The 19,656-nt window shown below is 43.1% G+C and carries 18 protein-coding genes; all 18 read right to left on the bottom strand.

The window, feature by feature from the left end; translation table 11 throughout:
- A partial coding sequence (locus HMPREF2926_RS11285; RefSeq protein WP_256263014.1) for an MFS transporter occupies positions 1 to 651 on the bottom strand: 651 nt, incomplete at its 3' end.
- A gap of 108 nt (positions 652 to 759) precedes the next feature.
- Positions 760 to 1,938: an MFS transporter gene (locus HMPREF2926_RS03925; RefSeq protein ID WP_070586555.1), complete on the bottom strand. Its 1,179-nt coding sequence runs from the start codon at positions 1,936 to 1,938 to the stop codon at positions 760 to 762.
- 21 nt (positions 1,939 to 1,959) lie between these two features.
- Positions 1,960 to 2,835, bottom strand: a complete 876-nt coding sequence (locus HMPREF2926_RS03920) for an XRE/MutR family transcriptional regulator (protein ID WP_070586554.1) — start codon at positions 2,833 to 2,835, stop codon at positions 1,960 to 1,962.
- On the bottom strand, positions 2,836 to 4,743 hold the full coding sequence (locus HMPREF2926_RS03915; RefSeq protein ID WP_070586553.1) for an ABC-F family ATP-binding cassette domain-containing protein: 1,908 nt from the start codon (positions 4,741 to 4,743) through the stop codon (positions 2,836 to 2,838).
- 107 nt (positions 4,744 to 4,850) lie between these two features.
- A complete protein-coding gene (locus HMPREF2926_RS03910; protein ID WP_070586552.1) occupies positions 4,851 to 5,570 on the bottom strand; it encodes a M57 family metalloprotease in 720 nt (239 codons plus the stop codon).
- Positions 5,571 to 5,651: 81 nt separating this feature from the next.
- Entirely contained in the window at positions 5,652 to 6,491 is an 840-nt protein-coding gene (locus HMPREF2926_RS03905; protein ID WP_070586551.1) for a DNA/RNA non-specific endonuclease, read from the bottom strand.
- An 83-nt stretch (positions 6,492 to 6,574) separates the two neighbouring features.
- Positions 6,575 to 6,763, bottom strand: a complete 189-nt coding sequence (locus HMPREF2926_RS03900) for a DNA-directed RNA polymerase subunit beta (protein WP_003006464.1) — start codon at positions 6,761 to 6,763, stop codon at positions 6,575 to 6,577.
- Complete coding sequence (gene murA, locus HMPREF2926_RS03895; RefSeq protein ID WP_070586550.1) at positions 6,753 to 8,036, bottom strand: UDP-N-acetylglucosamine 1-carboxyvinyltransferase; 1,284 nt, start codon at positions 8,034 to 8,036, stop codon at positions 6,753 to 6,755. The genes HMPREF2926_RS03900 and murA overlap by 11 nt, the downstream gene beginning before the upstream one ends.
- 66 nt (positions 8,037 to 8,102) lie before the next feature.
- Positions 8,103 to 8,333: a DUF1146 family protein gene (locus tag HMPREF2926_RS03890; protein WP_003006458.1), complete on the bottom strand. Its 231-nt coding sequence runs from the start codon at positions 8,331 to 8,333 to the stop codon at positions 8,103 to 8,105.
- Positions 8,334 to 8,430: 97 nt separating this feature from the next.
- Complete coding sequence (locus HMPREF2926_RS03885) at positions 8,431 to 8,850, bottom strand: F0F1 ATP synthase subunit epsilon (RefSeq protein WP_003002471.1); 420 nt, start codon at positions 8,848 to 8,850, stop codon at positions 8,431 to 8,433.
- A 13-nt stretch (positions 8,851 to 8,863) separates the two neighbouring features.
- Entirely contained in the window at positions 8,864 to 10,270 is a 1,407-nt protein-coding gene (atpD, locus tag HMPREF2926_RS03880; RefSeq protein ID WP_003011794.1) for a F0F1 ATP synthase subunit beta, read from the bottom strand.
- Positions 10,271 to 10,355: 85 nt separating this feature from the next.
- The gene (locus HMPREF2926_RS03875; RefSeq protein ID WP_070586549.1) at positions 10,356 to 11,237 is read right to left on the bottom strand and encodes a F0F1 ATP synthase subunit gamma; all 882 of its coding nucleotides are present in this window, start codon (positions 11,235 to 11,237) and stop codon (positions 10,356 to 10,358) included.
- A 15-nt stretch (positions 11,238 to 11,252) separates the two neighbouring features.
- Entirely contained in the window at positions 11,253 to 12,758 is a 1,506-nt protein-coding gene (gene atpA / locus HMPREF2926_RS03870) for a F0F1 ATP synthase subunit alpha (protein ID WP_003011619.1), read from the bottom strand.
- A 15-nt stretch (positions 12,759 to 12,773) separates the two neighbouring features.
- The gene (locus HMPREF2926_RS03865; protein WP_024055549.1) at positions 12,774 to 13,310 is read right to left on the bottom strand and encodes a F0F1 ATP synthase subunit delta; all 537 of its coding nucleotides are present in this window, start codon (positions 13,308 to 13,310) and stop codon (positions 12,774 to 12,776) included.
- On the bottom strand, positions 13,310 to 13,804 hold the full coding sequence (gene atpF / locus HMPREF2926_RS03860) for a F0F1 ATP synthase subunit B (protein ID WP_004219970.1): 495 nt from the start codon (positions 13,802 to 13,804) through the stop codon (positions 13,310 to 13,312). Before atpF ends, HMPREF2926_RS03865 begins: the two co-directional genes overlap by 1 nt.
- A 19-nt stretch (positions 13,805 to 13,823) precedes the next feature.
- Positions 13,824 to 14,537, bottom strand: coding sequence for a F0F1 ATP synthase subunit A (gene atpB, locus HMPREF2926_RS03855; RefSeq protein WP_024055550.1), 714 nt, complete (start codon positions 14,535 to 14,537; stop codon positions 13,824 to 13,826).
- A gap of 33 nt (positions 14,538 to 14,570) precedes the next feature.
- Positions 14,571 to 14,771: a F0F1 ATP synthase subunit C gene (locus HMPREF2926_RS03850; protein WP_003006433.1), complete on the bottom strand. Its 201-nt coding sequence runs from the start codon at positions 14,769 to 14,771 to the stop codon at positions 14,571 to 14,573.
- Between the two features lie 228 nt (positions 14,772 to 14,999).
- Positions 15,000 to 19,656 (bottom strand): ZmpA/ZmpB/ZmpC family metallo-endopeptidase (locus HMPREF2926_RS03845; protein ID WP_176745529.1); only part of this gene is annotated, 4,657 nt, incomplete at its 5' end.

Genomic DNA, 19,656 nt, shown 5'->3' with positions numbered 1-19,656 from the left:
AATCTCTTTCTGATGCCAGATATAGTCTAACCCATCTTTCATATCCGAAAAAATATCTTTTCCCGTAAACTGTTTCTTTTCCTGAACCTTGGCTTCTTCTTTCGGAAGGAAAGCGACCAGAACAAAGGCGATGAAAAAGGTCAGCGCATCCAGTAAGAGAGTCACATGGAGACTGGCAAATTGTAAAACAAGGAAAGAGAACACAGGAGAGCTGACACCGACCACTTGTAAGGTCAACTCCAAGTGGGCATTATAGGTCACAATCTCATCTTTCTCTACAACTTCTGTGATAATAGCTTTATTAGCAGTACGAGAAAATGCAAAGGCAATGGCCTGGACAATATTGGCAACAATCAGGGCTGCAATCATCCAACGATCATTCCTGATAAAGGAAATGCCCAAACAAAGGAGACCACAAACCAAGTCGGTCGTCATCAAAATCTTGCGACGGGAAAACCGGTCTGAGATCACGCCACCAAATGGATTGACTAGAATGGAAGTGACGAGTTCAGAAATCTGATAGATCCCCAACACTGTCTTTCCTACCGTCCCCATCGAGGCCAGCCAAACACTGTTCCCATAGTCATAGAGCATATTTCCCATTCGATTGATCGCCCCACGAGCAATTAATTGGACTGCATGTCGATTCATAAAAAACCTCCTTCATTTTCTGAAACTATTGTATCAGTTCATGAAAGAGGTTTTCATTTTGTCCCCTATTTGGGAAAAATAATGGTTTACAAATTTATCAAAGGATCCCTACTGTTCTTTTAATTGAAGCTGCTTAGCTACTAGCTGAGCCAAGAGTGAAAAGAGAATAATCCCAGCTCCAATCAAGAGAAATGATTCCATACGGACGCTTGGCAACAAAGTCATCAACCCTTTGGCGATGGGCATAAAGAGAACAGCCAAGGTATAAATTGTGCTCAAGACTCTCCCCAGATAATCATCTTCCACCTTGGTTTGTACTTGGGTAAAAACGTGGATGTCGAAAATGGTCACAAAAAATTCACAGACCAGATTTCCTGAAAAGGAAAGATAAGGTGGAAGGGGCAAGCCCATTATGAACACTCCTATCCCTGCCATAAGCAGTAAAAACAGGAGAATTTTCATACTTGATTTCATTTTATTGGCAACAAGCGCTCCTAGAATAGATCCAATAGCTCCTAGCGTTAAAATAGTCGCATAAGCTCCTTTAACCCCGTATAGACGATTCGAGAAGGGAAGTAAAAACTCAAAAGCCGCAAAAAAGAAATTGACGCTAGAAGCCACTAATAAGAGAAAGAAAATCTCTTTCTGATGCCAGATATAGTCTAAGCCATCCTTGATATCAGAAAAAATATCTTTCCCGGTAAACTGTTTCCTCTCTTGCACCTTAGCTTCTTCTTTCGGAAGGAAAGCCACTAGGACAAAAGCAATGAAAAAGGTCAGTGCATCTAACAAGAGGGTCATATGAAGACTGGCAAATTGTAGAACTAGGAAAGAAAAAACAGGTGAACAGACACTGACAACCTGTAAGACTAACTCCAAGTGGGCGTTATAGGTCACAATCTCGTCTTTCTCTACTACCTCGGTAATAATGGCCTTATTGGCAGGTCGAGAAAAACCAAAGGCAATGGCCTGAATAATATTGGCAAAAATCAGGGCCGCAATCATCAAGCTATCATTTGTGATAAAAGAAATCGCCAAACAAAGAAGTCCACAAACCAGGTCGGTCGTCATCAAAATCTTGCGACGAGAAAAACGGTCTGAAATCACTCCTCCAAAAGGATTCACAAGAATCCCTGTCACTAACTCAGAAATCTGATAGATCCCTAATACCGTCTTTCCTATAGTCCCCATCGAGGCCAGCCAGACACTATTCCCATAATCATAGAGCATATTTCCAATTTTGTTAATAGCTCCACGACTAATTAATTGGACCGCATGTCGATTCATAAAATCTCCTTTATCACTGTCCTATTTAGAACATTCATTTTTTACAAATTTATCAAAATGTTCTTGATAATAGGCCACCTGCTCTGGCAGTCCCAGCACGTCAAAAATATGCATGGCTTCCTGCATTTGCTGCCGCCCTTCTTCTGTTTGCCCCTTTTGATACAGGGCAAATCCCTTGAGATAATGAAAGACATTGCGTTCGTAGAGCTTGATGCTCTTGCCGATAATCTTTTCTACATAAGCTTCAAAACAGCTAGCATTTTCAAAAGAACGGTATTCTAAACAATGCTGGTAGCAATTCAGGGCCAGAATTAAGACCAGTTTTCGATGGCGATCAATTTCTTTGTAGAAATCTTCACGCTCCATCACTTCTCTCCCAAGCCGTGTAACATAGTCCACCTCATAAAAGCTGTAGAGATTGCCAAAGAGGATCAATTCATACATGGTCCACTCTTCCGTTTGAAAGAGATAATCTGCCACCTTATCCAAATCACGCTGCTTCATCGTGAAGCTGGCATCTCTCTGGCAAATCAGGCCTTGTAGCAGGATCCAGTTCAGCTCAAAATAGAGGGGATTGGTGGAATGTTTGGCTTTTTCAAGTTGTTCTCTTTGAAGCTTTTGAAAACCTGCAATATCATTTGAGTAGTAAAGCGGAATAATCTGAGCCATCAAAGCGACATGTTCATGGTGTTGAAAATTTCTGGCCTTATCCATAAAATTCTCAATCGTCACATGGATATTGTCCAAAATGTCAAAGAAGCGCGAAGCAGCCAGATCCGACTCTCCCAATTCAAAACGGGATAACTGGGAGGTCGAGCAAGCTTCTCCTGCAGCTTCTTTTAACGAATAATTCTTACTTATTCGAAATTCACGAAAAACTTTTCCAAGATCTTCCATCTATTCCACCTGCTCTGACAGTTCTGCCCACTCTTCCATGACCGCTTCCTGCTGGACAGTCAGTTGATCCAGCTCGCTCTGGAGTTGAACCAAGTCAGCTGCATCGTTGGTGCTATGCATGGTTTCGGTGATGTCTTGGATTTTTTGATCCAGCTCTTCCATCTCTGCTTCCAATTGCTCAATGCGACGGGTGATTTTCCGGAGTTCCTTCTGGTTTTGCTTTTGCATGTGATAATCATTACTTGCTACTTCTTCCATCGAAGAAACAGGCACAGCTTCTGCTTGTGCTGCAGCGAGAGCCTCTAACTCAGCTTTTTTCTCCAGATAATAGTCGTAGTCTCCTAGATAAAGAGTCGAGCCTTCTTCTGAGAGTTCCAAAACTTGTGTGGCTACCCGATTGATAAAGTAACGGTCGTGGCTGACAAAGAGCAGGGTCCCATCAAAATCAATCAAGGCATTTTCCAGCACTTCCTTGCTATCGATGTCCAAGTGGTTGGTTGGCTCATCGAGAATCAAGAAATTGTTATTCTCCATGGACAGCTTGGCTAGAAGCAAGCGGGCCCGCTCTCCACCCGACAACATGCCGACGGTTTTCTTGACATCATCCCCAGAGAAAAGAAAGGCTCCCAGGCGATTACGAATTTCCACTTCTGGCGTCAGTTTAAAGTCATTCCAGAGCTCATCCAAGACACTGTTGTGAGGCGTCAGTTTACTTTGGGTCTGATCATAGTAGCCCACCTCGACATTGGCCCCAAAACGAGCTTCTCCCTTGATAAAAGGAATCTGCCCAACGATGGTTTTGATAAGAGTAGATTTCCCGATCCCATTTGGTCCTACAATAGCGACCGCATTCATCTTGCGGATATCCAAATTGATGGGCTCTGACAGGATTTGATCGTCATAGCCGACGGCTGCTTCTTCTACTGTTAAGACGACATTTCCCGAGGTCTTATCGGAATGGAAGGTCATATGGGCAGACTTGGTCCCAGCTTCAGGCTTATCTAAGCGCTCCATTTTTTCCAACTGCTTGCGTCGAGACTGGGCTCGCTTGGTAGTCGACGCCCTCACCAAATTACGATTAACAAAGTCTTCCAGAGCTGCAATTTCTTTTTGTTGCTTCTCGTAGTTCTTGGCTTCGGTCAGCAATTTTTGCTCCTTTTGCTCCACAAAACTGGAGTAATTACCGACATAGCGATCTAAAGAATGCTTGGTCAGGTCCAAGGTAATGGTTGCGACCTTATCTAGGAAATACCGGTCGTGGCTGACAATGAGAAGGGCCCCGCTATAATTGACCAGATAGTTTTCCAACCAGGCAATGGTCTCAATATCCAAGTGGTTGGTCGGCTCGTCCAGTACCAAAAGATTTGGTTTTTCTAAAAGCATCTTGGCCAGAGCCAGACGGGTATTTTGCCCACCAGACAGCTCTTCAATCTTCATCTGCCACATAGACTCATCAAACTTGAAGCCGTTTAGAATAGCTCGGATATCTGCCTCATAGGTGAAACCACCAGCTTGACGGAATTCTTCCGATAAACGGTCATAATCCTGCATGAGTTTGTCCAAGTCAGCCCCAGTTTTTTCACCCATCTCCAGCTCCATCTGCCGCAAACTTTTCTCCGTCTTACGAAGATCGTCAAAGACATGGAGCATTTCATCGTAGATGGTATTGGACGACTCAAAGCGGCTATCCTGGGCTAGATAAGAAAGAGAAAGGTCGCGCTTTTTATTGATTTCCCCAGAAGTCGGCTCTTCTTCTCCGACCAAGATTTTTAAGAGCGTGGACTTACCGGCTCCGTTCTTTCCGACCAGGGCAATCCGGTCCCGTTCATCCACTTGCAGGCTGATATTATCAAAAAGAACCTCCCCTGCAAAAGAGCGTTCAATTTTGTTGGCTTGTAAAATAATCATGTCCCTATTTTACTATCTTTTTACGGATTAAACAAGGGAAGACGAAGCATCAAAAAAATCCCGAGCCCCTTGAGGCCCAGAACTTTTAGCAAGTATTTTAAAACTCATTATTCCTTGTATAATTGCCGGACTGCTTCTACATCTGAATCATGGATACTGTAGAAAGAGCCAGCTGGTTGCATGACCGATTCTCCATCTGTGTGGTCCAACCCAATCGCATGGCCTAGCTCATGCTCAGCTGTATTGACAATCCGATCATAACTATAGTTATAAACATAATTTAACAGATAATGGCGATTGAGGCGAACTGTGATGTGGGTGAACCGATTGGTTAAGAGGTTGGTTTGAGAGGCAGTCTCTCCTGCTGCAGAAACGGATGCGTTATCCATCTCGGTCAAGACCACATTAGCCTCTTTTTCATTTGTGACCAGCTTGAAAGTAAAGGCGCCTGTTTGGTTCCAAGCCTCAATGGCATCCCGATAGGCTTTTACAAAAGTTTGACTGATATTGGGATCCAGGTAGACCGTGGCCTCCGCTTTTTCCCAGCGAGCACCACTATGCTCATGATTATCCGTCTGCGTCGTCTGTGAGCTAGGTGCCATTCCAAAGCGCGATGCAAAGCCCTGATCACCAAATAAATTGCCGACTTGATAGACAACCTTTTGGGCAGCTCGCCCAACCCCATCCATACCAGAACTAGGAGAATCTGTGAAATAGATGATCCCCACTAGGACGAGAAAACTGATGGCAATGGTCCAGAAAAATCCCCAAAAAAGACTCCAAGCCATGCGAAGGATTCCTCTGAAAAATCGAAAAATGGTTCTCATACATTCTCCTTTCTCTTAAAGAAGGTATGCAATTGTAACACCCCATTCTTAAAAATAACTTAAATAACTGCGCTTTCCAGCTTATTGATGAACGGTTACTTTTCCTGTCTGGTAATCCAGGCTAATCCCACTTTGAACATTGGGAACAAAAACATTGAACTCAAGGGTCCCATCACTTGATTTGGCTTCGATATGAGAACCTAATGGAATCAAATCTTCTGGCTGGTTGTAGATCAAGGTCACCCGATAGCGGATCCGCTTGTTCTTATCCAGTGCTTTTCGAACCAGGGTCTCATAGTAGTTTTGACCAGTGGAATGAGGATCATTGGCTTGATTGGACCAAGCCGTTTGTACAGCGATATTTTTGGGATTGCTAGTCGAAGCATCGAAACCTTTGAGATTACCGATCAAGGCGTAGCCCAATAGATGACCGCGATCCACAGCATGGTCATACTCACCGGACAGATGATGGACCTGATGCCAACCTGCTGGTTTCCAATCGGTTAGACCACTTCCTGTTGCCTCCCGATCTCTATACTGGCGAGTCGCCTTGGTCATAATAGCGTTCGCAACCGTCGGCACGGTCTTTCCATTCACTTCTTTTGTCTTGTTATCCGCATAGGGTTGACTAGCCACACTGGCATCCAGATCTGTTCGATTTCCCTTAACTACAAAGGCTCCAGCACCATTCCATTCCAAGTCATTTCCCAATTGTGAACGGGCAGATTTCGTTAATACAGAGCTAGCTAACTCTTTACTAGGTGTTTCTTGTTGGCTACTAGTCACCACCGAAACAACCTGATCCGTCGCTTCTTTTACTGCCGGTTGATTAAAATAATAGCCCCCAATAGCTAGGGCCGTTGCCACCACAAAGCCCGCTAGGGTTTGTTTGGTTCGTTTTGTTAGTATTTGTTTTGTCATACCTCTCTCCAAAAAAGAGCAGCGCTAGATGGGTCATTGACTCGATTCGCTGCTCTCCTTTTTACTCAATTTTAGTTAAAAGCTTATTTGCCTGTTAGCTTTCCAATGATCTCTGACCAAGTGTCCGGAGAGAGAATGGACCATGGATTTTTTCCATCTCCAATCACTCCATAACCAATGACCAAACCAACTGCAAAAATGATGATTCCAATCACAGCCAACAGGAGGACAATTCCTAGCTGTTTTCCAACATAGCGAAGATTAGTTTTCATCGTCTTCTTCCTCTACACGTTTCACGTCTGCACCTAGTGCCACCAATTTCTCATGGAATTGATAATAACCACGATCTAAGTGACTTAATTTGCTGACCTTTGTTTCTCCTTCTGCTACCAAGCCCATCAAGACCAAGGTTGCACTTGCTCGTAAATCGGTCGACATGACCTCTGCCCCTTGGAAGCTTTCCCCTCCAACGATACGAGCTGTATCCCGCATAATATCTGAGTGAACGCCCATCCGACGCATTTCTTCCAAATGTTGGAAGCGATTCTCAAAAACCGTTTCAATCATGGTAGACTCACCTTTAGCCATGGCCATCAAGGCTGTGAATTGAGCCTGCATATCGGTTGGGAATCCTGGGTAGGGAAGAGTTTTAACGGTCACTGGACGGAGCTTACTGATATCCGACTGAATCCGAATTCCATTTTCTTCTTCGGTTACCGTCACACCCATCTCCTGCATCTTAGATAGAAGCGGACGGTTGTGTTCCCAAATGGCATCTTCGATTAAGACGTCTCCACCAGTCATGGCTGTCCCAATCATAAAGGTTCCAGCCTCGATGCGGTCTTGCACTACATTGTGGTTTGCACCGTGCAAGCTCTCCACACCAACAATGGTCAAGGTCTCAGTTCCTGCTCCCTTGACGTTAGCCCCCATTTTATTCAGCAAGAGAGCTAGGTCAACAATTTCAGGTTCTCGAGCTGCATTTTCAATCACGGTGACTCCATCTGCCAAGGTTGCGGCCATCATAATATTTTGTGTCGCCCCTACTGATGGGAAGTCCATATAGATGTGTGCTCCCTTGAGACGATCTGCTTTTGCTTCAATATAGCCAGCTGTTTGGGTAATTACAGCCCCCATGGCTTCCAGACCTTTCAGGTGGAGGTCAATCGGACGACTGCCGATCGTACAGCCTCCAGGCATGGAAACCTTGGCATGACCATTGCGTGCCAAGACAGGACCCAAGACAACGATAGAAGCTCGCATCTTGCTCACATATTTATAAGGAGCTTCCTCAGACAATTTCTCTTGTGCATCTACAACAACTGTATTTTCTTCTTCATTGAAGGTTACTTGTGCATTCAAACCACGAACAACATTGTTCATTGTATAGACATCTGATAAAACAGGTACATTTTTCAAGGTTGTTACCCCTTCACTTGCCAAAACTGTTGCAGCAAGAAGAGGAAGGACAGCATTTTTTGCTCCTTCGATTTTGACGGTTCCAACCAGTCGATTATGACCACCATTAACGATTATTTTTTCCATACGGGATTGTTCTCCAATTTCTTAAAGTCACGCTTTCTATCATACCATATTTTTTATAAAATGTGGCTAGAATTGGCCAATAAAAATCTGCCGACTCATCTCATAGACACTGATAAAAAATGAGCTGGCTAGATAGCCTATTCCAACACTGATCATCAAGATCAAAAAACGGATTTTAACCGCATTTTCAGCACTTACTTTTAAAAACTTTTCCCATTGAACCAGGTTCATCAATAGGTAATAGGCAAAAAAGATAAACAATAGATGGCTTGAAAGATTAAAAATCATTTGAATCATACAGCTATTATACCATATTTGGTCCGTACTTTCTTCTTTTGATTCTCTCCCAACAAAAATAAGGTGAGGACAAAACCTCCACCTTATTTTTAATATCTTATAAACGATTTCCGACATTAATCCGGTTAATGGCGCGTTGAAGAGCAATTTTAGCACGACGTTCCATATCAACCGAATGCTGATCTTTGGCTTCTTCAATCGCTTTTTCAGCTCGCAGTTTGGCACGTTCTGCACGACTAATGTCGATATCTCGAGCACGTTCGGCAGAATCGGCAACAATGGTAATGACATTATCAGCTACTTCGATAATCCCACCATTGACTGCAATCCAATCAATATGTTTGTCATCGTCGACACGACGAACCTTTACTTGGTCTACAGCCAAAACCGCAATGGTATTGATATGATGAGGTAAAATCCCTAATTCACCATCAATTGTCTTGACAGATACAAATGCGGCATGATGATCATAAACCAGTCCATCCGGTGTAACGATTTGGACGTTCATTTGACTCATCTTTCACCTCTTCTTAGAATCCCATTTTTTCAGCTTTGGCGATCACATCTTCGATCGATCCAACACCACGGAAGGCATCTTCAGGAAGATGGTCATATTTCCCATCCAAAATTTCTTTAAAGCCACGAACAGTTTCTCCAACTGGTACATAAGAACCAGGTTGACCTGTAAATTGTTCCGCAACGTTGAAGTTTTGTGACAAGAAGAATTGGATCCGGCGAGCACGAGCAACCAAGGTCTTTTCTTCGTCAGACAATTCATCCATCCCCAAGATAGCAATGATATCTTGCAATTCATGGTAACGTTGAAGGACGCGTTTGACTTCAGAAGCTACTGCATAGTGTTCTTCTCCTACGATTTCTGGAGAAAGGGCACGTGAGCTTGATGCCAATGGATCCACCGCAGGGTAGATCCCCAATTGTACCAATTTACGTTCCAAGTTGGTGGTTGAATCCAAGTGAGCAAAAGCGGTTGCTGGCGCTGGGTCTGTATAGTCATCGGCTGGCACATAGATGGCTTGGATCGATGTAACAGAACCTTTCTTCGTTGACGTAATACGTTCTTGCAATTGACCCATTTCAGTTGCCAAAGTAGGTTGGTAACCAACGGCTGATGGCATCCGTCCCAAAAGGGCTGATACTTCAGATCCGGCTTGAGTGAAACGGAAGATATTGTCGATAAACAAGAGAACGTCCTGACCTTCGACATCACGGAAGTATTCCGCAATGGTCAAACCAGTCAAAGCAACACGCATCCGTGCTCCAGGTGGCTCATTCATTTGTCCAAAAACCATGGCTGTTTTTTCAATAACGCCAGATTCTTTCATTTCCCAGTAAAGGTCATTCCCTTCACGTGTCCGTTCCCCAACACCGGTAAATACAGAAATCCCACCGTGTTCTTGGGCAATATTATGGATTAATTCTTGAATCAAGACGGTTTTCCCAACTCCGGCACCACCGAAGAGTCCGACCTTCCCACCTTTCAAATAAGGGGCTAAGAGGTCAATAACCTTGATCCCTGTTTCAAGAATTTCTTCTGAAGTAGAGAGCTCGTCAAAGGATGGAGCTTTTTTGTGGATGGAGTCACGAGGAGCATCCTCAGGAAAAGGTTGATCCAAGTCAATGGTATCTCCAAGAACATTGAAGACACGTCCCAAGGTTTCTTTTCCGACTGGAACAGAGATTGGACGACCTGTATCCAAGACTTCCATTCCACGTGTTAAACCATCAGTTGATTCCATGGCAATGGTCCGTACGACCCCATCACCAAGTTCCAAAGCTACTTCAAGAACGACTTTTGATTTTTGTTGGTCATTTTTATAGACTACAAGCGCATTATTGATCTCAGGAAGTTTATCTCCAACGGAAAAGGCAACGTCTACGACGGGACCTACGACCTGAGAAATTTTGCCTAAACTCATGTCATTCTCCTATTCTAAGTAATTTCTACTGCTCAAAAGTTCTTTTTCGAGCATCTGTTTTTGTATATAAAATTGTATCCGACAACTATTCAAGGGCGCTAGCACCAGCAACGATTTCAGTAATTTCTTGTGTAATCGCTGCTTGACGAGCACGGTTGTATTGAATCGTTAATTCATCAATGACTTTCTTGGCATTGTCTGTTGCAGTTTGCATGGCCATCATCCCCGCAGCATTTTCAGCTGTTTTAGCATCAATAATGGCACCATAGATCATGCTTTCAGCAAATTGAGGGAGCAATTGATCCAAAATGGCATCTCGACTAGATTCCAATTCTAGATTCAATACATAATCCTCATCTGCTTCATTGGGGTCCAAATCAATAATCGGAAGCATCTGTTCTACCCGCATTTGACTAGTCAAACTGTTGACGTGATGGTTGTAACAGACGTACAACTCATCAAACAAGCCTTCCTGATACATTTGGACTGTTTTCGAAATGATCGTACGAACTTCCTTAAAGCTAGGCTGATCAGGCAAACCACGCAATTCATAAACAGGCTGAATCCCACGGGCACGGAAGAAATCCGCCCCGACACTTCCAATACAGATCACTTCAAAGTCATCTCCACTTGGATGGTATTCTGCCTTCATTTCCATCATGGTTTTAAGGATGGAGGCATTGTAGCCTCCGACCAAACCACGATCGGATGTAATGACGATATAAGCTGTCTTTTTCACCGGCCGACTCACCAACATAGGATGGGACTTGGCATTTTCTGTTTCATGTCCATGGAGCAAGTCTGTTAGTAACTTACGTACCTTAGCGGCATAAACCTGAAAATCCTTGGCTGCTTGCTCCGATTTTCCGAGTTTAGCAGCAGACACCATCTGCATGGCATTGGTAATTTGACTGGTATTTTTAGTGGATGCAATTTTATTTTTTATATCATTTAATGAAACTGCCATCTTCCACTCCTATTTCTATTTGAAATTTGACTGGTTGACAAATTCTGTAAGGGCTGCATCCAGTTCTTCTTCTGCTGGAAGATCATGTGTTGAACGAATCGTCTCAAAGATTTGATCATAATGTGCTTCAAAATAATCAAACAACTCTTCTTGGAAACGAAGAATGTCGTCTACTGGAACACTATCTAAGAAACCATGAGTCAAGGCGTACAAGATCACGACTTGTTTTTCAACTGTCAATGGTTCATGAACGGGTTGTTTCAAGACTTCAACTGTTCGGCGACCACGGTTCAATTTCGCTTGAGTCGCAGCATCCAAGTCACTACCAAATTTCGTGAAGGCTTCCAATTCACGATATGAAGCAAGGTCGATACGAAGGGTACCCGCAACTTTCTTCATAGCCTTGATTTGGGCAGCTCCCCCTACACGGGATACAGAAGAACCTGCATCAATGGCTGGACGAATACCAGCATTGAACAAACTATCTTGCAAGAAGATTTGTCCGTCTGTGATCGAAATCACGTTGGTTGCGATATAAGCAGAAATATCTCCTGCTTGGGTTTCAATAATTGGAAGGGCTGTAATAGAGCCACCACCCAATTCATCTGAAACTTTAGCTGAACGTTCCAACAAACGGCTGTGGAGATAGAAGACATCCCCTGGGAAGGCTTCACGTCCTGGTGGACGACGAAGAAGAAGGGACAATTCACGGTAAGCTACGGCTTGTTTTGACAAATCATCATAGACGATCAAAACGTGTTTACCGTTATACATGAACTCTTCAGCCATGGCAACCCCGGCATAAGGTGCCAAGTAGAGCAATGGAGACGGTTGGGAAGCCGAAGCGGTTACCACAATCGTATAATCCATGGCTCCGTATTTACGAAGAGTTTCTACCTGCGTACGAACTGTTGATTCTTTTTGACCAATCGCCACATAGATACAGATCATGTCTTGACCCTTTTGGTTCAAGATGGTATCAATGGCAATCGAAGTTTTCCCTGTTTGACGGTCCCCGATAATCAATTCCCGTTGGCCACGTCCGATTGGAACGAGGGCATCAATGGCTTTCAAACCAGTTTGTAGGGGTTCTGAGACAGATTTCCGTTGCATAACACCAGGAGCTGGTGTTTCGACTGGACGGAATTTATCTGTCACAATCTCACCCAAACCATCTACTGGTTGGCCAAGTGGGTTGACAACCCGGCCAATCAAGGCATCCCCTGCAGGGACTTCCATGATTTTACCTGTACGACGGACAGAGTCTCCTTCACGAATATCCGTGAAATCACCCAAGATGATGATACCGACATCCGTTGTCTCTAAGTTTTGGGCCATCCCGTATGAGCCATTTTCAAAGATCAACAACTCACCACTCATGGCATTTTCAAGACCATGAGCACGGGCAATCCCGTCACCAATGTAGGTTACAACACCTGTCTCAGTGACGTCAAAGTTTGGCTTGAAATTTTCAATTTGTTGCTTAATTAAAGCGCTGATTTCTTGTGCGTTAATCGCCAAAATTCACACCACTTTCTATTTCAATTTAGATTTTATAACTTGCAATTGGTGTTTGAGACTGGTATCCAACGTTTTATGATTGGCTGTCACGACAAAGCCACCAATTAAATCTGGATCGATCTTTTGTTGGATCGAGCGAACTTGAATCCCAAATTTTCTTTCGATAATGGGGATTAGCTTTTGCTCTTGAACAGGATCCAAACCAGCAACCGTCGTAACAGTGACGACAAAAGCGTTGCTCAACAGTTGAATCTGATCCAAACAAATCGTTACAATGTCATAAAATAAGGCTTCACGATGATTGAGAATAACCACTTCAATCAAATGGTCGAGTAATTGTGAATCCGAGGGTTGAAAAAGTCTGAGACTTTTTGCTTTCTCTTCATCCTCTACACCGATATGAGCTAAGAAGTTAGCAAGTCCAGTCTCCTCAAAAATGCCCTTGATTTGGGTCAATTTTTCAAAGACAAGATCTTGTTCTCCTTTTTCAAAGACCAATTGAACAAAAGGCTGGGTATATTTCTCAATCACCATCAGTTGCTTTTTGTCCATTAGGCTTCTCCTAATTCATCAAGATAGCGATCGATCAGTTGGCGTTGACCTTCAGCATCCAGCTGTTGACTCAACAATTTGCTGGCAAGATTGACAGTGAGATCTGCCACATCGCCTTTGATACTGTTCAATGCTTCTTCTTTGTTATGCGCAATTTCTTGTTGCGCTTTTTCTTTCAAACGTACTGCTTCTTGAGTGGCTTCTGAAAGGATCTGAGATTTGTTCTTTTCTGCAGTTTCCTTTGCATTTTCGACAATAGACGCAGCTTCTTTGCGGCTACCTGCCAACTCTTCTTCACGTTTACTTGCTAGTTCCTCAGCTTTTTGACGAGCTGATTCTGCTCCATCAATATCATCTGTAATCTTTTTGGCACGCGCTTCTAAAATTCCATTGATATTGTTCCATGCAAATTTCTTTATTAAAAAGATTAATAATAGGAAGGAACCAGCAATGAGAATAAAGTTACCAATAATTTCACTCATTGATACATGCATTCTTCTACTCCTCCTCTACTTACTCTTCACCATTAATTTTCTTACCAATATAAATTGATGACAACATGGTAAACACATAGGCTTGGATACATGAAATGAAAATCGAAAACGCTGTCCACGCCATGCTTCCAATAAAGGCAAATGGATACCAATAAACAGCTTGATGCGACAAAGTCACAAGCAAGCTTGCTAGTACCTCACCCGCAAAGATATTTCCGAAGATCCGAAGTGCCAAGGAGGCAAAGTTCGTTAATTCTTCCAAAATATTCATGGGGGTCATAAATCCGGGTGTCACAAAAGCCTTTAAATATTCCTTCACACCACGTCTGCGAATTCCTTCTACATGGGCGATTAAGGTGATCAAAAATGAAAAGGCAAAGTCATAACCCAGGTTAGCGGTTGGTGATGTCCACAAATTGTAACCATTGGTCGTTTCGATTTTAGCCATCAATCCAATGTTATTGGCTACTAAAAGAAAGAGGAAAAGAACAAACAAGAACAAGGAATAGTCCTTTATGTAATGTTCCCCAATATTTCCTTTTGTAAAGCCTACGACAAAGTCATATGCGTATTCCAGCACATTTTGTTTGCCTTTTGGTCGGATCGACATTTTTCGACTGGCCCAATAAATGAAGCCAAAAACGGCGAAAACAGAAATCAGGGTCATAGCAAGTAGGGTCAAATTAAAAGATACAGGTCCAAGAGTAATCGTTGGATTGATACTTTCTTCCAAGGTTTGACACCTCCTTTTCTAAAATAGAAGCGTCTATTTGATAATAAAGGCCATAACCAAGGTTACGAAGAAAGTACCTTCGACAAAGGCAACACCAAGAATCAAGAGGCTACGCAATTGACCGATAATTTCTGGTTGACGAGACGCAGATTTCAATAAGCTACTCATCATCAAACCTTCTGCCAGTGATACACCAAAACAGGCTAAACAAAGACCTAAAAATGTTAAATTCATGATGAATTCTCCTTTTATAAATTTTACCTCCTTAGTTTACTCCTAAAAGATATAATAGTCAAATATTTCCTATAAAAGTAAGCGTTTTAGTGAAATTACGTTATTTTTTTAATATGATAATTTTTCCTATCTACGATTGATTTCTTTTAATTTTTAGACGCTTTGTCCACCTCTATTCATTTTTTCTTCTAAAAAACTCTCACCTGCTCAGCAGATGAGAGAATTCGATTATTTAAAGATAGACGTTTTGAAACTGTCTGTTTGTTGCAGTAATTTCTTAAAGATTTTTTCTTTCAAGGCAAGGGTATTGTCAAATTTGACAGAACCATTCTTCAAACTGGCCTGATCTTTTTCAACCGCAGTTGCAAAGGCTTGTTTTAAGTCCTCATAAGAGCTATAAGTAGTCCCATCCACTTCAATAGCCTGAAGTCCATTTTTGGCACTGGTTACCACTTCATTGAAGTAGGCTTTCTTCCAGTCTTCAAGGGTACTGAATTTCCCATCAGAAATCTTTTGAATGATGTAATCATCCCCTAGAGTCGCATGACCTGCTTGTTTGGATTCTTGTTTATACTTGTTTGAAGCATAGCCTAAGAAGCCTTTTTCATAGCCATAGTAACCCCAGAGTCTGAAGGTATTGTGTTTGAAGGACATGGCTCCAGGAGCCCCTTCACTGGTGTTTCCACCATAGATCCCTGTCATCATCGGTACCGTCACATAGGCTAAACCAAAGTCCGATGGATTATAGACACCATTTCCAGGACCACGATTGGTCATGAAGTTGTTGGTGATGAGATCATCTACTGAATGTAAGGTGATGGCTTTTTCCTCATCACTCAAAGGACGCACCTTATCAAATTGATTCTTGGTATTAGCCCCTCGGTATTGTTTATCAACCTTCTTGAACCATGCATTGTTCAAGTCTTGACTGCCTTTATTGAGGACGGCTTCTCCTTCTAGGTAATCCAGAAGCATGAGAGTGTCATTATAGCCTTTCATATACCGATCAATTTCGTCACGTGACTTCAAATCATTTGGATTGGTATTGTACCATTGGTTTCCATCGTTAGGACGCTCATAGGCCATGTTGATACCTAAGGCCTTGTATTCCCCATTTGGATTGGATACGGATGGTGTTTGCAACATTCCTTGGGCAAAGGCTTCAATATCAGTTCCTTCGCGGTGTCTCCAACCACCTAAGTAAACCATACGGTCATTGACGTGCGTCGTTTCGTGCGTGAAGGCAGAGACCCCAAAGTCACTGATCATATCGGTCACCATGAAGAAGACAGAGTCATCTTTATATGGATTTCCGTAAATTCGCGCCACTGCTCCCATTCGCCAATCTGTCGCATGATAACGATCGGTTGGACCATACAATTCACGGATTGGAGCCACATCCTTGCCACTGTTGGTATGTCCATAACGGTCTGTACTAATGCCCTTGTAGTTTTGGTTATCAAGGACAGGGGTCGGCACCATATTGTTGCTCTTCAAGAGCTGATTGCGAACCTTATCCGTTGCTAGACGTGACCAGAAATCTAGGTAATTCTGTTGGCCTTTCGCTACCTTGTCAATTTCCTCTTTGAAGGCCGTTCGTTCCGCTTCCGTGTTCTTGCCATATTTCTCGAAGGAACTATAGGCCATAGTGTTGTAAGTTGAAATCAAGAACATATGAGCATCTTTTAAGTTCAAGAGTGGCAAGATCATTTTACCGTGAACATCATTGTTTAAGCCCTCATAGGCTCTGTGTTTAGCAGACGCGAATGCTGGATTGGTCGTCTCAGGCTCCACAATATAGACATTGTCTTTGGTTGCTTTGATGAACCAATCGTTCAAGTCTGTCTCTTTTGTAAAGAGCTCCATATTGTACTTCAAGAAGTCATTGAGGTTGCCAGAAAGAGTCGATTTAGCCACGACTTCACGGAAAGTATCGTGGGTACGAGTCCCTTTGATGTAGTCTTCTTTTGAGCCGATTTCAATCAAGCGGTCTAAGACATCAACATTCTTCCCATAGAAGTCTGGCTTGAACAACATGAGTTGCTTGAGATTGACATTATCGAATTTCACCCCGTAATAACGGTTGAGGTAAGAAAGACCCAAAAGAACAGCAGCCTTATTATCATCAATCTTCTTAATGAGCGCACGTTTGGCAGCCTCATCTGTGTTTAATTGATGGTCTTGGTTTTCAACCAGTTGTTTGACAAAGTGAGTCAGATTGTCCTTGACTTCTTGGAAACTCTCCTCGAGGTAAAGGTTCTTAATAGCATTGATTTTGTTAGGACCTGTTCTACCAAGATGTGTGTAGATTGGATCTGATTGCAATTCTACTGGACTTAGTTTCCCTACGATAGCACTGATGAGATCGCTCCGGTCTTTGTCCACCATATTTGGCGTGTAGACCACTTCACCGAGCTCCGCCACACTGTACTCTTTGACTTGTTTGACTTTAGACTCTTTCGGTGAAATGCTGAAGACATCTTTGGTCTTATCCGCATAATGGATCAGGATGTGGTCGGCATCCGATAGTTCAGTGACAAAATCATTGCCCTTCATAGCCGTTACAGACAAGACTTCCTTGGTCAAGAGAGGACTCGTTGCAGCCAATTTATTCCCTTGGTCGACAATCCATTCTTTGTTGTAGAATGGTTGCAATTTAGCAATATTGCGGTAAGCTAGCTCACGAGTCGCATCGTAAGCAGTGATGGCCTTGTATGGATCGTCTTTGCTAACAAGGTGATTGAGCGTATCTTCAATCGGTTTGCTGCTGGTGAATTTATCAGCAGTGATTCCCATTGCTTCGATTTTCTGCTCAGCTTCTGCTAGTGAGATGCTTGGAATTTTACGGGAGTTGTTAAAGGATTTCTTCCCTTCACTCACGCCTTCCACACTGTAATTGCGCTTGGTTCTTGAATAGGTGAAATAATCATCTGCGTCGATATCCGAATGTCCGAAGACCATCTCACCCGTTTTGACTTTCATCATGGTGATGTTGTCTTCAATAGTCCCCAAGGCCCAGTTGGTCCCGAGTAATCCACCAGATTGGACCGCTTCTTTGAGTTCAATTGAACCTTTAGCAACGGAGTTTCTGAGAACCCCTTCTTTACCGACTGTATGGTTATTCCCACCATTTTGAGAGGAATAAACGAGACCTGCCGCTTTGGCTTTGTTCCCAGTGATTTCAGCATCAACGTAAGCTTTTTCTACGATACCTTTCCAGTTCTCACCAACAACACCCGCTAGATAGCCACCTTTGTTACCAGCAGCGTGTAGTTTACCGATAAAGGCAACATTGCTGACCTTCCCACTACCATCAATTTTATTGATAATACCAGCTACGTCATTGTTCCCAACAACACTTCCTGTTACTTTAACATTTTCAACAGTTGCATTATTTTTGATAACACCTGCTATTGGGGCTACTCGATCTGTCCCAGGTAGGTCAATATTGACATTTTCAAGCAAGAGATTCTTAACCGAGCCACCTTCGATGTTCCCAAATAATGGTCTTGTAATGTTATGGATGGCAAATTTATTTCCATCCGTACTTTCCAAAATTCCCTTGAAGGCATTGGTCACATAGGATTTCCCTGCTGGCTGGACATTAGCCGCATTCATATTGCTACCCAGTTTAAAGGTACCAGTCGGATTGGCTTGCATAGCTTTTACAAGTTCGTTGAAATTGTAGTAGATATCACCTTCATGTGCTTTGGGTTTCGCAATATAGTGGACATAGACCTCACTGAACTGGTTGTCCGCAGTCCGTTGAATGAGATCAGGAGCTTTGGCTGTTACTTTGTAGAGGGTCACGCCATCTACCGTTACTTCTTCAATTTTATCAACGGCTAGTTTTGTAACCTTATTATCATAGGTAGTGACCTTTAAGTAGTAAGGCTTCACATCTGATGGTGTTTCAGACAAGAGGCTGCTATCGGTCTCAAGACCTTGGTCATCCACGCTAATCAGACTGGTTTCCTTGATATTTTTGATTTCAACTTTTTTAAGATCAATTCTCAGTGGTTCTTCCTTGAGAACTTCTTCTTCATCCCCATTTCCACGGTCATAGACCATGGTCGTTGCGAGCGTATAATCCTTGTAGTAGTCCAAGTCCGCTAAAGCAGCTGCCAAGTCCGTCTCTGAAAGGGTCAGGGTTTTCACCACTTGATCACCCTTCTTCAATACAGCCTGGATGGACTTGATGGTCACACCGTCTGGTTTATCCAAATGATAAGTAGCTTTAGCACTGCGCTTCAATTCTTCCTTATCGACCTGGGTCAAAGTCAAGGTTGGCTTGTCAAGTTCTTTGGTCCCTCTTTGAATGATCTGATCTTGGGCTTGTTCAACTACTTCCTCAGAAACAGTAGGAGCATCCGCCGTTTTAACCCCCTTGATGGTCTTGTAAACCTTGGTGATTTTCTTCTTCCCATTTTTACCGGCTTGAGAAACCCTTTCTGATCCTTTTAGCAAGGTGGCATCTTGTTCGGTTACCGTCTTAAATGGAATTTCCTCATACGAAACATCCTCTGTTTGGCCTTCAATCGCCTTAGTCCCACGACTAATTTTTTCTGTCACAGGAGCTTTTACCGTTTCAGTTGTCGTGCTCACGGGCTCGCCAATCTTCTCACCATTGACCGTCTTATAAACACGACGAATCTCCTGACTACCAGCCTCGCCTTTCTGAAGAAGGCTTTCTTCATCTGTGTAATGATTGGCATCCGCTACATACTCGGTTTCATATGGAAGGATTACCGTTTCTGTCTCTGTTACCGTCCCTTCCGTTACTTGATAGGTTGGGTTCTCCGGTTGAACAGGAGCTTCTCCCACATGGCCTTCTTCTTGTGTCCCTTTGGCTTCTACCACACCTGTATAGGTTGGGTTCTCCGGT

This window comes from Streptococcus sp. HMSC078D09 (assembly GCF_001813675.1).
Classification (GTDB): domain Bacteria; phylum Bacillota; class Bacilli; order Lactobacillales; family Streptococcaceae; genus Streptococcus.
This window is presented reverse-complemented; position numbering and strand designations above follow the sequence as displayed.